Here is a 14,441-nt window from a genome sequence, read left to right as displayed (position 1 = left end):
CTCCTCGAAAGGGCTCCCTGAGGAGCCGGGTGATGGGTGTGTGTGATCAGTGGTGCGGGTGGTGCTCAGGGACAGGTGCGTACGCCGTCCAGCCAGGCGGCACCCTTGATGTAGATGTTGGTGATCCACGCCCCGTACTCGGGCAGGTAGGACCAGGCATCATTGGTGTAGCCCTCCGCCGTCACCGGTTCGGCGTGCTTCTGGCACTCGATGCGCACCGTGGTCGGGCCGGGGAACCGGTGCACCCGCTGGCTCGTGGTCGACGGCTCCTTGTGGGTCCACACATCGGTGCCCCAGGTGCTGAACGTGCCGGGAGCCGCGGCCGCGGCGATGCGGACCGCTCCCGCGTAGTCCCCGCCCAGCCGTACGTCGCTGACAGTGATCCGGGTGCCGGATTCCCGGGCCTCGACCATCTTCCCCGCGCCCAGGTAGATCGCGATGTGGTGGACGGAGCCCCCCGACCCCCAGGCCAGCAGGTCCCCCGGCAGCAGCGGCGCGGTCCCCTGGGCGGCCGTAAAACGCTGATTCACCTGTGGCGAGTTGAACTGGTGGTACGCGCTGCCGGGCAGCGGGTCACCGCCGGCCGCACGGGCGTAGGCGTACCGGACCAGTCCCGAGCAGTCGAAGCCCAGTCGCTCCGGGTCGTGTGCGCTGTCCGGGTCGCTCGGGTCGACCTGGCCGTACGTCGGCCCCGGCTGCGGCCCGTGGCCGCCGCCCCAGGTGTACCAGACGCCGATCTGTTCGCATGCGGCCCGTACGGCCCCCTCCGCAACCGCCGAGGCCCCAGGGGCGAGCACGGCACACGACTCCGCCACCTTCGGTGCCGGTGCGGGTGCCGCGGCCGCCGGAATGCCGCAAGCACCTCCCCACGCGGCCAGGATGGTCACCGCCGCCACCGCCGCCGCCCGCACCGTTCTCCTCAGCGCCATGCCCGTCCCCCGTCCTCGTCGCGGTGTCCCGCGGTCGGTGCTCGTCGTGGTATTCGCGGCGTGCTCGTCGTACGGAGCACGGACCGGCCGTCCGCCGGGCACTCCGAGACTGTCCCCCGCCACGCCTCCGTGTCGAGGAAGCGCGCGTCGCCCATCGCGACGGGAAACGGGAAACTCCTGGGAAACCCCCTCTCACCAGGCCCTTTGATGAGCCGTCAATGAGCCACGCAGTGGCCGGTGACGCCGGGCGCTCCGAGATGACAGTCGTATCGTCTTCTACTTGAGCAGGCTGCCGAAGCCGACGGCATTGGCCGGCGCTGGCGAGAGCCCGATGAGGACGGTGAGGGAAGCGCCCGCGGCGATGCGGGCAACAGTGTGGTGAGCCATGATCTCCGTAACGCCGGCGGCGTCACTTGGTGATGGGGACATGGGTCGGGCGGGACGGCCCTTCGCTCAAATGGGCGCATCACAGCCTGTCTCCGGCGTGGTTGCGCGGAGGCCACCTCGTCTCCAACCGCCGCAGCGCCCTACGCAGTTCGCCGACGGCGCCGCCGAACCCCGCACCGGCTGGCTGGCGGGCACCACGAGCGGGATGGCCTACGGGTGCATGGCGAGATCGTGTTCGCCATGGCCTGCTCAACGTACGATCTCCACCACCCTCCCGCCAACCACGGCATCAACCACGACAACAACCTCGGGTGACGGGGCACAGCCGATCGGAGCATTGGGCCGGGTCGCTCAGGGGCGCCCCGGGGCGCGGGCAGCACAGTGGGACGGTGAACAGATCCCTGATGCTGCGCCCGGCCAAGCTCCTCGGTCCCGCCGCGGCCGCTCTCTCCCTCGTCGTGCTGGGCGCCGGTCCGGCGGCAGCGGCTCCCTCTCTCGCGCAGCGTGCGGGGTCTGAGGTCCAATGGAGCGCGCTGCCCGCAACCTCCAACGAGGTCTTCGTCGTCGAGTACCTCAACGAAGTCTCGATCTTCGACGAGGCCGGGATCGTTCCCGGGTTTGGCTGCCGGACCAGCGGAACCAACCAGGTCAACTGTGGGCCATTCGCCACCGCGACGAGGCTCAGGATGTCGGCGGGCGACGGAAACGACTCCGTGACCCTCGGGCTCTTCGTTCCGCTGCCGCTTGCGGCGGTCATCGACGGCGGGTCCGGGCAGGACCGGCTCCGTGGCGGTACCCGCGGTGACCAGCTGTCCGATCCCAACGGCTGGCCCACCCCGCAGTCGGAGAACACCTTCGTGGGGAACGGCGGCAACGACACGATCTTCAGCCGGAACCGCGGATACGACCGGATCGACTGCGGAGCCGGCTTCGACACCGTGATCGCGGACTCGGCCACCCGCGACGTCGTCGCAAACTGCGAGAACGTGATCCGCTTCTAGGCCGTCCCGCCGTTTGGGATCCCGTCCCCGCGCCCAAGGCGACGAACGCGCCTGTCATTGAGATCAACCGCGTCCGTCAGGGCAGCAGCGCTCAGCGGCCCAGCCGGTGCCGCACGTAATCCGGCTGGGTCGGACCGACCTCGATGCGGTTCTCGTCGAGGCCGTTGACGATCCGCAGACAGCCGTTGGCGAAGACGAACTCCACCGCCACCGTTCCGGCTGCCACATCACGGCCTGCCGGCCGCCACTCGAGCAGCGCGACCTCGCACAGCTCCCGGCCGACGAACGGCTGCAGGCGTTCGTCATGGTGAGTCCACTGGGGCGTGAGCTCGGACCACTCCCACCCGGTGATGGCCGCTGCCGTGTCGATCGTGCCCCAGCCGATCGAGAGTTCGTCGAGCTTCGAGTGGCAGACCTCCACCTGGACGCCGTCGAAGTCCAGCACCACCGGGCAGTCGGCGAACCAGTCTCCGTCCTCGGCGAAGCGCACCAAGGCGAACCCCGTCAGCCGCCTACCGGCGAGCGTCGCCAGACGTGATGCGTGCGCGTGCTGAGCCGCCTTGATCCCGACCAGGAAGGACGGCTTGAAACCAGAGATTCCCATGTTCACAGCAGCTGAGTCTCCACGCCTTCAGCCCAACGGGGCCAGCGCATATGCGGAGCAGCAGGATCCTCGGCGTCACTTGGCAGCTCGGATGCCGCAGAAGGACGGGAATCAGCCGGGAGGGCTCTCCACACGCACGGGGCACGGCTCTGGTGTCGGCGTACCGGTGCAGCGGTCTGTTGCGCAGACGGTGAGGGCGCGGTCTGTCCCGGTCAGGCGAGCCGCAAGTCGATCCAGGGAATGGTGTCTCCGGGCAGCAGGTACCGCTCGGTCTCAACGAAGCCGTGCTTGAGCGCGAACCGCAGTCCGTCCTCGTTGGAGGACCGGACGACGGTCTCGATCACCTCGGCCCCCAGTTGCCGGGCCCGGGTGAGCCCGCGCGCATAGAGTTCCTCGCCGAACCCCCGCCTGCGGTGAGCGGCGAGCACGCGGGCGATGACAGTGGCCGCCGGTGTTTCGTCCGTCGGCGGGCGTACCGTGCTGCAGCCCACAAGCTCGTCATCGAGATACGCGATCTCCAGGTGGTTGCGCCGAGCGCGCTCCCGTACCTCGTCCAATGAGAGGGAATGGGCAGGAATGATCACGTTGTGGGCGTACTGCCAGTCCCCACCGGATCAGATGTCGATCTGGGTCAGCCCAGGGTAGATGTCGTGCCAGCGGTAGCGACGGCAGTGGAAGTGCCAGTAGGCGAAGGCCGTCATATAGCGGTTGAGGTGCGGGCGCTGCTCGTCCGTGGCAAGGTCCAGGACGCGGCGGTAGGCGGCCAGGCCGCTGTCGAGGCTCCGGCGGTAGGCGGCGAGGTAGGGGATGTTCTCGCTCACCGAGCGGCGGTAGATCCGGCTGGCGAGGAAGTCCTCGCCGTGCACCGCCTCCTTGTAGAAGGACAGGACGTCGTTGGCGTCGTTGAGGAACGCGACACAGGAGCTCAGCGCCGCCGACCAGAATGCCCGATTCCGGGGGGCGCTCAGGCAGGGGCCGGCGAAATGAAGTGAGGTGAACCAGAACTGGGAGAAGCCGTTGAAGACGCGGACGAAGTCGCTGTCGATCTCGTCGGACGCCTCCGGCGTGAACTCCGCCTCCATGAGGACGCCGGTGATCGCGTTGTAGAAGAAGGTCTTGAAGGCGGCGAGGAACGTCGGATCGCAGAACCGCGCGACCTCGTCGAACATATGCCTGATGTACCGGGCGTTCGGCGAGGATGCGCATGGCCCGGGCAGCATGCCACCCCGCAGGATGACTTCGGCCTCTGCGGGGTCGTGGCAGCACACGTCATCGACATTGGTGGTGAATACCCAGATGCGATCGAGGGCGAGCGCGAGCGCATCGTCGGCGATGGGCACCATCAGGGCGCGCATCAGTGTGATGTTGTTGGTGGTGGCGGCGGGGACAGTGACGCCGAACGCCGCGAACTCGATGGTGAGCAGCGCGGCGTCGGCGCGGGCCTGGTCGAGGTCGACGAGCGGGTCGAAGGGTTCGGTGAGGGCGATCATCTCGTCGACGAGACCGGAGGCGAGGACACTGGCAACCATGGCGCGGTGGCGCGGATCGGGGACGATCTCGAGGCCGCTCCGCGGGGTGTAGTGGAGGGTGTCAACGCCAGGTGGCCGGGGGTTCCTGACCGTGCGACAGCCTGTCCAGTCCACACCGCTTCCTTCCGTACGTCGGTTTCCGGTCCAAGGCGCGTACAGATGTGCCTTTGGGCCACGCTGGATACTCACACGGTTGGTCTCGTCACTGGCTGTAAACGAGACCTCGTGAACTCGACCGGGCGTACCCCGCACAAACGGGTTGACGGGAAACGCCCGCAGGCGCTCCCGCGTGGCGGCGAAGGCGCGTCCAGGTCCGCGTGACCGTCAGATGAGCGGCGGCCGGCCCAGGCCCGTCATCCGCCACACCGTCCGCCACCACATGGGCCGCCGTGGCGGGCACGGGACGCGGACGCCCTCACGCCCGCGCTGGCCCCTGCTCTCACGTGCCTCTTGCCAGCGTGGGTTACGCCTGGCCTCGGAAGACCTCGATGAGGCTCGCGTAACTGGCAGGGCTGCGGCCGGCGTCGATGGCGCGTTCGGTCAGGGCCTGGATGCGGGCGGGCCAGTCGGTGTCGATGCCCGCCGCCGCGCTCTCCCGTACCAGGTACTTCATCGTGGCCAGATGGGTTTCAAGGGCCGCGTCCTCGGCCGGGTAGGCGCCGCGATCGATCTGGTCGGCGTAGGCGCTGATGAACTCCGTCACGCTGGAGAGCCACTGGTTGGCGAATGGCGCGAAGGCGGACGCGTCGACCTTCGCGGCGCTCAGCAGGGCGGCCCCGTGCAGGAAGGCGTTCAGCGTGCCCCACATGACGCCGAGCAGTGCCACGTCGTAGAGGGAGGCCAAGCCGGGGTCCTCGCCGAAGAAGACCGCGTTGCCGAGACGCCCCAGGGTGTCCTCGTGGTTGGCGAACGCGTCGGATGATCCGCTGAACAGCAGGAAGGCCTCGGGGCGGCCGATCACCTCGGGGATGGCCATGATCGCGCCGTCCAGGTAGTTGGTGGCCCACGTTGCGGTCTCGCGGGCTTCGTCCGAGGTGCCGGAGGTCAGGTTGACCAGGGTTCGGCCGGCCAGTTCGGCCTGGTTCGGGCCGATCGTGTCGCGGACGGCGGCGGAGTCGGTCAGGCAGACGACGATCAATGAGCTCGCCCGGATGGCGTCGCCGATGGTGGGAGCGACGGTGGCTCCCTGGGCCGCCAGGTCCTGGGCCTTGGCGGGAGTGCGGTTCCAGACGGTCGTCGGATGGCCGGACGTGAGGAAGGCGGTGGCGAGGGCCTTGCCCATCAGCCCCAGCCCGATGACAGTGACGGGTTCGTTGTTCATGGGACGACTGTGCGCGAGGGAGGTTCCGCTCGGTCTCCGGAAAGGTTGCGGCCGGCTCACGGGTAACGTGGCCGTATGCATTTCGGGGTGCTGGGTCCGCTGGAGGTGTGGACGGAGGGCGGGCAACTCGTCCGGGTGCGCGAAACCAGGATCCGTACGCTGCTCACGGCTCTGCTGGTGCGGCGCGGGCACGTCGTCTCGGTGGACCGGCTGATCGATGACCTGTGGGGCGACGCGCCCCCGGCCGGCGACGTCCGCACGTTGCGGTCCAAGGTGTCGCTGCTCAGGCGGACCCTGCAGGACGCCGAGCCGGGCTCCCGTGACCTGGTGGTGTCCAGACCGCCTGGATACCTGCTCCGAGTCGACGGCGACGCGGTTGACGCCGGGCGTTTCGAAGCGCTCCTGATACGGGCTCAGGCCCTCGCCGGCGATCCTCGCGCGAAGGCCGGGCTGCTCACCGAGGCGCTGGCGCTGTGGCGGGGGCCGTCGGCCTTCGCGGATTGCGCGGACGAGCAGTTCGTCCAGGCCGAGGCCCGCCGACTTGAAGAACAGCGACTGGTCGCGCTCGAAGAGCTCGCCGAGGCGCGCCTCGAGCTGGGCGAGCACGGTCTGCTGGCAGCCGAGTTGGGGGAACTGGTCACGGCCCATCCGCTGCACGAGGGGCTGCGCTCGGCGCATGTCCGCGCCCTGTACCGGTCGGGCCGGCAGGACGCGGCGCTGGCGAGCCTCGGTGAGCTCCGCGACCGGCTCCGCGACGACCTCGGCCTCGACCCCGGCCGCGAACTGGCCGAACTGCAGCAGGCGATCGTGCGGCAGGACGCCGCCCTGGCCCCCGGGGTTCCGGCACAGCGGCCACGAGGCAACCTTCCCGCCCCGCTCACGGACTTGATAGGCCGCACCGAGGAGGTGCGCCGGATCGGCGAACTGCTCGAATCCGAGCGGCTGGTGACGCTGACCGGAATCGGCGGGGTCGGCAAGACCCGGCTGGCACTGGAAACGGCTGCGCGCCGGGCCAAGGCCCTCCCGGACGGCGCCTGGCTGGTGGAGCTCGCTGCCGCACGCAACGGCGCCGACTTACACGAGGCCGTCGCGGCGGTGCTCGAACTGCGGGACGACGTCCACGCCGCGGCCCGGCCGCTCGCCGACCGGCTCACCGACGCCGTCGCGGGGCGGCGCATGCTGCTCGTACTCGACAACTGCGAGCACATCGTGGAGCCGGTCGCCGAGCTGGCCGCGCGGCTGCTCCGCGCCGCACCTGGACTCCGCATCCTGGCCACGAGCCAGGAACCGCTGGCGGTCACCGGCGAGCACGCCTGGCCCGTCCCTCCGCTGGACCTGCCCGAACCCGGCGCCGACCGGCCGGAAGAGTCGAACGCCGTGCGGCTGTTCGTGGCCCGCGCCGCGGCCGCCGTCCCCGGCTTCGCCCTGGAGCCCGACAACACGGAGGCCATAGCGGCGATCTGCCGCCGCCTGGACGGAATCCCGCTCGCGCTGGAGATGGCCGCCGCCCGGGTACGCGTCATGCACGTGGGAGACCTCGCCGACCGCCTCGACGACCGCTTCCGGGTTCTCGCGGCGCACCTACGCGGAGTACCGGCCCGGCAGCGCACACTGCGCGCGATGATCGACTGGAGCTGGGGACTGCTCACCGAGACCGAGCAGGTGGTGCTGCGCCGACTGGCCGTGCCCGCGGACGGCTGCACCCTGCAGGCCGCCGAGGCGGTGTGCGCGGGCGAGAACGTGCGGACCGAAGACGTCCTCGGTCTGATCGGACGGCTCGTCGACCGGTCCCTGGTCGTCCACCACGACGGCCGGTACCGGCTCCTGGAGTCGGTCGCGGCCTACTGCCTGGAACGGCTCGTCGAGTCCGGCGACGAACAGCGCGTCCGTGACCGCCACCTCGCCTGCTACGTCGACTTCGCCGAACACGCCGCCCCCCGGTTGCGGGGCCACCACCAGCGGCTCTGGCTGGACCGCATGGACGCCGAGGCCGCCAACCTGCGTGCCGCCCTCGCACACGGCGTCCGCAGGGACCGTGCGGACGCGACCCTTCGGCTGGTGAACGCGACCGGGTGGTTCTGGTTCCTGCGCGGCCGCTTCGCCGAAGCCAGACGCTCACTCGACCTCGCCCTGTCGACCGGGGGCGACTCCAGGCTCAGGACTTCGGCCCGCGCCTGGCGGGCCGGCATGTCACTGCTGCTCTTCGACGCTCCCGACAACGAGAGCCAACCCGTGCTCGACCTCTACGACCAGGGCGACGATCCCGCCGGACGGGCCCGGGCCCGGTGGTTCGTCGCGTTGAGCAAGGTAGGGTTCGGCGACCCGGAGGCGACATTCGCCCTCGCCGACCAGGCCCATGCCGAATTCCGCGCCCTGGACGACCCCTGGGGAACGGCCGCCGCCCTCTCCGTCCGGGCCGAAGTCGCCCTGTACCAGGGGAAGCCGGACACCGCGCGTGCCGACGCGGAGCACGCCGGCAGGCTGTTCCGGAAACTCGGCGACAGCTGGGGCGAGCTGCAGACCATCGTCACCCTCGGCGACCTTGCCGAATTCACCGGCGACTACGACACGGCAGAACACCTGCGCCGGGAGGGGCTCGGGCTGGCGGAACATCTGAAGCTGTGGAACGAGACGTCCAAATTGCTGGCGCGGCTGGGACGTACCGCGCTGCTCATCGGCGACCTCGACCACGCCGAAACCCTTCACAGACAGGCCAAGCAGCTCGCGGCCGCGCATTCCTACCAGCGCGGCGAGGAATTCGCGGAGGTCGGCCTGGCTCTGGTAGCGCGGCGCCAGGGCAGGCTGGACGACGCCGAAACCCACCTGCGCGCGTGGCTCGAATGGTGCCGCCGCTGGGACGGCGACCTCGGAGTCGCGTTCATCCTGGCCGAACTGGGTTTCATCGCCGAACAGCGGGGCGAAGCCGACACCGCGCTGACGTTGCACCAGGAAGGCCTGGAGTACGCCCAGCGCACCGGCGACCGACGGACTCTCGCACGCGCCTTCGAAGGCCTCGCCGGCGCCTACGCCCTCACAGGCGACCACGAAACAGCCGCCCGGCTGCTGGATACGGCGGCCGCGACACGCGAGGCCGTCGGCTTGCCGCTTCCCACCGCGGAACGCGCCGACGTCGATCGAATCACCGCGGCCGTCCGCCATCTACGAGCGCAGCTGCCGCAGCGCGTCAGCCAACGTCACGGTGCTGTCGCTCATTGAGCAGACCTCCAGCCAAGACAGGTACCCGTTCCGAGCGAACGCCAGGACCTCGCCAATGCAGTGCTCTTCCGCGTCGTAGAGCTGCGCCTCGGCCGCCACCACCGTGCCGGCGGGAGACGGCGCGGCCGCTACGGCGTCCGAATCCAGGTCGAAGTACGTCGTACCGCAGCCGCATGTGCAGCGTCCGGACACCCGTAGGTGCGGTATTTGTCGGCGGAGCGCGAGGTGGATCGCGTCCTCCGTCCCCAGAAGGACGTCGAGTGCGTCGGCAACATCGGAGGGCAACCCTAGCGTCATGCCCGCACCGTATCTGACCTGGAACGTTTCAGGTGCCGGGCCCAGCCGGGACCCGTCCTCGATGGGCGGCATCCCGGCCGGACCGACTAGCGTCGGCCGCCGGCGTGACGACCCCGCCTCACTTCAGGTGCCGGACGAAGAATCGGGCGCCGTCGTCCACCTCGAACCAGGGGGTGCCGGCGTGCCCGCCCAGATTGGCGTGCAGCGTCTTCTCCCTGGTGCCGAAGGCGTCGAACAGGTCCAGGGCCCGCTGCCGGGGGTTCCCTTCGTCGTCCCACTGCAGCAGGAACTGCAGCGGAACGGTGACCTGCCGGGCTTCCTCGCGCTGGGCGCGGGGCACGTATCCCCCGGCGAAGAAGCCGGCGGCCTGGATGCGCGGTTCGACCACCGCCAGCCGGATGCCGATGGCGGTCATCCCCGAGTACCCGACCGGGCCGCTGATTTCGGGCAGCGACAGGAGGGCGTCGAGGGTGGTCCGCCATTCCGGCACCGCCTTCTCGACCAGCGGGACGATGAAGGACTCGAAGATCTCGTCGACCGGCTCGCCGGCCGCCATCGCCCGGCGGAGGTCGGCTCGGGCCTGCTCATCGATGGTGGAACGGGGCCGGCCACCGTGCCCGGGATGGTCGATGGCGGCCACCGCGAAGCCGTGCTCCGCCGCGAGGTGCCGGGCCCGGGCCACCAGCCGCGGTTCCTGCTTGTGCAAGCCGCCGTTGTGGCCGATCAGGATCAGCGGGGCCGGCGCGGATCCGGGCGTCCACAGGATGCCGGGGATCTCGCCGAGGGTGAATTCGCGTTCGAGGACGCCGTCGTCGAGGCGCTGTTCGGAAGTGAATCGCATGGTCGTGCCCTTCGGGAGTGCTCTTGAACGGCGCTCCCGGACGACCTATCGCCCGACCGTGACCCCGGAGGAGAGCACCCATGTCGATACGTTCACGGGTACCACCTCCTCGTTCTCCAGCACGGCCTTGGGGAAGGTAGCAGCGGTCGCCGTGGTCCGCCAAACGGGTTTTGGGGCGGCGGCTCCTTGGTCGGATGCAGCGGAGCCACTCGCCGTCCCCACCGGCCGGCATGGCTCCGATCGGGTGAAATACGGGTGAAGCTCCGGCGCGCCGCAGGTGCCGCCGCATCTGAAGAAACGATCGGGCCTTGGTACGACGGGCGCGTTCCCACGCGACCGAAAGGTGCTCGCCATGCTTCGCACAACCTGCAACGCGCCAGAGCCAGGGACGCCCCAGCAGCCGAAACCCCGCCGTCGGCGCGGTCTGGGGGTGCTGCTCACCGGACTCCTGATGGCCGCCGCGCTGCCTCTGGTCGCCGGGGCCCCGCAGGCCCGGGCCGCCGTCGGGATCGACGAATACCCCGTACCCACCCCCAGCACCCCGGTCGGCATCACCACCGGCCCGGACGGCAACCTGTGGTTCACCGAGGCGGTCGGCAACAAGATCGGCCGGATGAGCCCGACGGGCACCCTCATCGCCGAGTACCCGCTGCCCGGCGAGTTCAGCACCCCGCACGACATCACCACCGGCCCGGACGGGAACGTCTGGTTCACCATGCAGCACTTCGACTCCCGGGTCGGGAAGATCGACACGAACGGCACGGTCACCGAATACCCCCTCCCCGACCAGTTCGTCGAGCCCACCGGCATCACCACCGGCCCGGACGGGGCCATGTGGTTCACCGAGCAGAACGCCCACCGGATCGCCCGCATCACCACCGCCGGCGCCGTCACCGAGTACCCGCTGCCGGCCGGCTCCGGCCAGCCGTCCTACATCACCACCGGGCCGGACGGGAACCTCTGGTTCACCGAGATCGGCGACAACCTCATCGGCCGCATGACCCCGTCCGGCGTCGTCACCGAGTTCCCGGTCCCCGGCGGCGGAGGCCCGACCGACATCACCGCCGGCCCTGACGGGAACCTCTGGTTCACCGTGTTCGGCGGCAACCGGATCGGCCGGATCACCCCGTCCGGCGTGATCACCCAGTACGCCGTACCGGACAACGGCCTCGCGCCCCAGCCCCAGGACATCGTCGCCGGACCGGACGACAGCCTGTGGTTCACCGAACGCAACAGCGGGCAGATCGGGCGGATCAGCACGTCCGGCGTCATCGCCATGTTCCCCCTGCCCTCCTCGGAGCGCGGCCCCTGGGGCATCACCAAGGGCCCGGACGACGACATCTGGTTCGCCGAGACGTCCAGCTTCATCGGGCACCTCCACCTGAGCGACGCCGACCTGGCCGTCGCGAAGTCCGACGCGGGCTCCGACCCCGTCGTGGAGGGCCAGAACGTGACGTACACGCTCACCGCGACGAACAACGGCCCGCAGACGGCCGAGGGGGTCGTCCTCCAGGACACCCTCCCGGCCGGGCTGCAGTTCGTCTCGGCGTCCCCCGGGTGCACCGCGTCCGGCACCACCCCGGACGTCGTCACCTGTGGCATCGGCGCCCTCACCGCCGGAGCGAGCGCCGCGCGGACCATCACCGCCACGGCCACGACCGAGGACATCGCCGTCGACACGGCGGGCGTGGCCGGTGCGGTCTCCGACCCGGCCCCGGCCAACGACATCGCGACGGAGACCACCACCGTCGACGCGGTCACCTGCTTCGGCCAACAGCCCACCATCACCGGCACCCCCGGCAACGACAACATCAACGGCACGCCCGCACGCGATGTCATCCTCGCCCACGGCGGCGACGACACCATCAACGGCCTCGCGGGCGACGACCTCGTGTGCGGCGGCCCCGGGGCGGACCGGGTCACCGGCGGGCCCGGCAGCGACCGCATCGCGGGCGGCGCGGGCGACGACGTCCTCCGCGGCTCCCCGGGCAATGACACCATCACCGGCGGCCCCGGCGACGACTTCCTGTTCGGCGACGTCGGCAACGACAACCTCGACGGCGGCCCGGGTACGAACACCAACAACGGCGGTCCCGGCACCGACGTCTGCGCCAACCCCGGAACGGGCCCCGGCTGCCCCTGACCTGACGCCGACGGGGTGCTCCCGAGACCGGGCCCCGGACCCGGACCGGGAGCACCCCGCCCCGCCCCCAGGCCGAGCCGTCGAGCAGGGAGGCGAACAGCTCCGGGTGCGGGTGGACAGCCTTCCGCTTCGCCGTCAGGTGCCCTGACCTCGAAGAAGTCCGACAAGTGGTCACGCCTGCCGGCGGTGTGCGTCCTGTGAGGGCGGGGCCGCCATGGGTGTGGCCATGTCGAGGAGGACCATGGCGTCGTGATCGGGGGTGCCGGGTTCGGCGGTGTAGACGCCGAGGCGTTGGCCGGGCGTGCCGTCGAGGAACATGGACTGGCCTGTGAGGTTCATGGTGCCGACCTGAGGGTGGTGGAAGGTCTTGCGGGCGGGCTTGTCGCCGGTGACCTCGTAGCGTTCCCAGAGCCGCGCGAAGTCGGGGCTTTTGACGAGGAGTTCGCCTACGAGGCTGGTCAGGTCGGGGGCGTCGGGGATGGTGCCGGCGGTGGCGCGCAGGCGGACGACGCAGGCGCGGACCTGACGGTCCCAGTCGGGGAACAGCTCGCGCGAGGTGGGGTGGAGGAAGAGGTAGCGGGCGAGGTTGCGCTGCTTGACCGGCCAGTCGGCCAGGCCCGCGTAGAGGGCGAGCCCGCCGGGGTTGGAGGCGAGGAAGTCCATGCTGCGGCTGACGATGTACGCGGGGTTGGGGCGCATCGTCTCCAGCAGCAGCTTGAGATGGGGTCGTACCGTACGGCTGGGCGGGGGCGGCGGCTCGGGGGCGTAGCGCGCGGCGTGGACGGCGAGGTCGCGCAGGTGCTGGTGTTCCTGGTCGTCGAGGCGGAGCGCGCGGGCGAGGGCGTCGAGGACGGCGGGGCTGGGACGGGTCTCCTTGCCGCGCTCCAGGCGCACGTAGTAGTCGATGCTGATCCCCGCCAGGGTCGCGAGCTCTTCCCGGCGCAGGCCCGGGGTGCGGCGCAGGCCCGCGCCGATGGCGAGGCCGACCTGTTCGGGGCGTGTCCGGGTACGGCGGGCCCGCAGGAAGCGGCCCAGTTCCGTGCCGCCGCCTTCGTTGCCGGGGGTGGTGGGCTCGTGTGCCATGGGTTCAGTGTCACACCGCTGTGACCTGGGCGGCAGCGCGGTGGGGGGCCCCGTCACTCCCCCGAACAGCCCGGCCTGCCACGGAGCGGGAAACGGCGCGAAGGTGGTGGAACGCCAGCCTCCCCTCGCTTGCGGAGATGCTCGATGTCGTCGATGTACCAGGCTCCCGCACCTCCGCAGAACGGAAGAACGATGCAGTACGTCACCCTCAACAACGGCGTCCAGATGCCCATCCTCGGCTTCGGCGTCTACCAGATCCCGCCGGAGCAGACCGAGCAGGCCGTCACCGAGGCCCTCGCCGCGGGCTACCGCCTGCTGGACACGGCCGCCGCCTACGGCAACGAGGAGGCGGTCGGCCGCGCGATCAAGAAGAGCGGCATCCCGCGCGAGGAACTCTTCGTCACCACCAAGCTGTGGGTCCAGGACGCTCCCGCCGAGGACAACACCCGGCGCGCCTTCGAGACCTCCCTGACCGGGCTCGGTCTCGACCACCTCGACCTGTATCTGATGCACCAGCCCTTCGGCGACGTGTACGGCCAGTGGCGCGCCATGGAGGCCCTCAACGGTGAGGGCCTGGCGAAGGCGATCGGCGTCGCCAACTTCTACCCCGACCGGCTGATCGACCTGGTCCTCAACAACGAGGTCACGCCCGCGGTCAACCAGATCGAGACCCACCCCTTCTTCCAGCGCGCCGGCTACCAGGACCTCATGCGCGAACGGGGGGTGCAGACGCAGTCCTGGGGCGGCTTCGCCGAGGGCAAGAACGACCTGTTCGGCAACCCGCTCCTGGCCGGGATCGGCCGGGAGTACGACAAGTCCGTCGCGCAGGCCGTGCTGCGCTGGCTGACCCAGCGCGGCGTCGTCGCCATCCCCAAGTCCGTCCGCGCCGAGCGCATGGCCGAGAACATCGACATCTTCGACTTCGAACTCACCGACGAGCAGATGGCGGCCATCGCCACCCTCGACACCGGCAGCACCCTCTTCTTCGACCACCACGACCCCGAGATGGTCGACTGGCTCGCCAAGCGCCGCCTCGACGCCTGACACCACCGTATGCCCGGCACCACCAGAAGCGGCGCGGATGGCCCCG

At 70.4% G+C, this 14,441-nt stretch carries 12 protein-coding genes; 4 read left to right on the top strand and 8 right to left on the bottom strand.

The genetic code is table 11. The features are described 5' to 3' along the window. Positions 1-65 precede the first annotated feature (65 nt). Positions 66-929: a C40 family peptidase gene (locus tag ACFWBN_RS08645; RefSeq protein WP_385172671.1), complete on the bottom strand. Its 864-nt coding sequence runs from the start codon at positions 927-929 to the stop codon at positions 66-68. A gap of 776 nt (positions 930-1,705) precedes the next feature. On the opposite strand from ACFWBN_RS08645, the gene ACFWBN_RS08640 reads away from it, so the two are divergent. Further along, on the top strand, positions 1,706-2,317 hold the full coding sequence (locus ACFWBN_RS08640; RefSeq protein ID WP_385172668.1) for a hypothetical protein: 612 nt from the start codon (positions 1,706-1,708) through the stop codon (positions 2,315-2,317). 91 nt (positions 2,318-2,408) lie between these two features. Here ACFWBN_RS08640 and ACFWBN_RS08635 read toward each other — a convergent pair whose 3' ends face one another. The 4 genes from ACFWBN_RS08635 to ACFWBN_RS08620 all read right to left on the bottom strand — a co-directional run bounded on the left by ACFWBN_RS08635 (position 2,409) and on the right by ACFWBN_RS08620 (position 5,771). Continuing rightward, entirely contained in the window at positions 2,409-2,921 is a 513-nt protein-coding gene (locus tag ACFWBN_RS08635; protein WP_385172666.1) for a hypothetical protein, read from the bottom strand. A 212-nt stretch (positions 2,922-3,133) separates the two neighbouring features. Further along, positions 3,134-3,505, bottom strand: coding sequence for a GNAT family N-acetyltransferase (locus ACFWBN_RS08630; RefSeq protein WP_385172663.1), 372 nt, complete (start codon positions 3,503-3,505; stop codon positions 3,134-3,136). 30 nt (positions 3,506-3,535) lie between these two features. Then, the gene (locus ACFWBN_RS08625; protein WP_385172660.1) at positions 3,536-4,450 is read right to left on the bottom strand and encodes a hypothetical protein; all 915 of its coding nucleotides are present in this window, start codon (positions 4,448-4,450) and stop codon (positions 3,536-3,538) included. 463 nt (positions 4,451-4,913) lie between these two features. Further along, the gene (locus ACFWBN_RS08620; RefSeq protein ID WP_385172657.1) at positions 4,914-5,771 is read right to left on the bottom strand and encodes an NAD(P)-dependent oxidoreductase; all 858 of its coding nucleotides are present in this window, start codon (positions 5,769-5,771) and stop codon (positions 4,914-4,916) included. A 75-nt stretch (positions 5,772-5,846) separates the two neighbouring features. Here ACFWBN_RS08620 and ACFWBN_RS08615 point away from each other — a divergent pair, with 75 nt between their 5' ends. Beyond that, positions 5,847-8,987, top strand: a complete 3,141-nt coding sequence (locus tag ACFWBN_RS08615) for a BTAD domain-containing putative transcriptional regulator (RefSeq protein ID WP_385172654.1) — start codon at positions 5,847-5,849, stop codon at positions 8,985-8,987. Here ACFWBN_RS08615 and ACFWBN_RS08610 read toward each other — a convergent pair. Then, a complete protein-coding gene (locus ACFWBN_RS08610; protein ID WP_385172651.1) occupies positions 8,931-9,284 on the bottom strand; it encodes a hypothetical protein in 354 nt (117 codons plus the stop codon). The two genes, ACFWBN_RS08615 and ACFWBN_RS08610, sit on opposite strands and share 57 nt — an antisense overlap. A 118-nt stretch (positions 9,285-9,402) precedes the next feature. Beyond that, entirely contained in the window at positions 9,403-10,125 is a 723-nt protein-coding gene (locus ACFWBN_RS08605; protein WP_385172648.1) for a dienelactone hydrolase family protein, read from the bottom strand. A gap of 352 nt (positions 10,126-10,477) precedes the next feature. Here ACFWBN_RS08605 and ACFWBN_RS08600 point away from each other — a divergent pair, with 352 nt between their 5' ends. Then, positions 10,478-12,268 (top strand): hypothetical protein, encoded by a 1,791-nt coding sequence (locus ACFWBN_RS08600; RefSeq protein WP_385172645.1) that lies wholly within the window; start codon positions 10,478-10,480, stop codon positions 12,266-12,268. Between the two features lie 171 nt (positions 12,269-12,439). On the opposite strand, the gene ACFWBN_RS08595 is transcribed toward ACFWBN_RS08600, so the two are convergent. Then, the gene (locus tag ACFWBN_RS08595) at positions 12,440-13,351 is read right to left on the bottom strand and encodes a helix-turn-helix transcriptional regulator (protein ID WP_385172639.1); all 912 of its coding nucleotides are present in this window, start codon (positions 13,349-13,351) and stop codon (positions 12,440-12,442) included. Positions 13,352-13,543: 192 nt separating this feature from the next. Between ACFWBN_RS08595 and ACFWBN_RS08590 the strand changes: the two genes are divergently transcribed. Further along, the gene (locus ACFWBN_RS08590; protein ID WP_385172636.1) at positions 13,544-14,395 is read left to right on the top strand and encodes an aldo/keto reductase; all 852 of its coding nucleotides are present in this window, start codon (positions 13,544-13,546) and stop codon (positions 14,393-14,395) included. Positions 14,396-14,441: the final 46 nt, after the last annotated feature.

Source organism: Streptomyces sp. NPDC059989 (assembly GCF_042736975.1).
Classification (GTDB): Bacteria; Actinomycetota; Actinomycetes; order Streptomycetales; family Streptomycetaceae; genus Streptomyces.
Note: the sequence above shows the minus strand (reverse complement) of the source record. Positions and strands in the feature narration are given on the sequence as shown.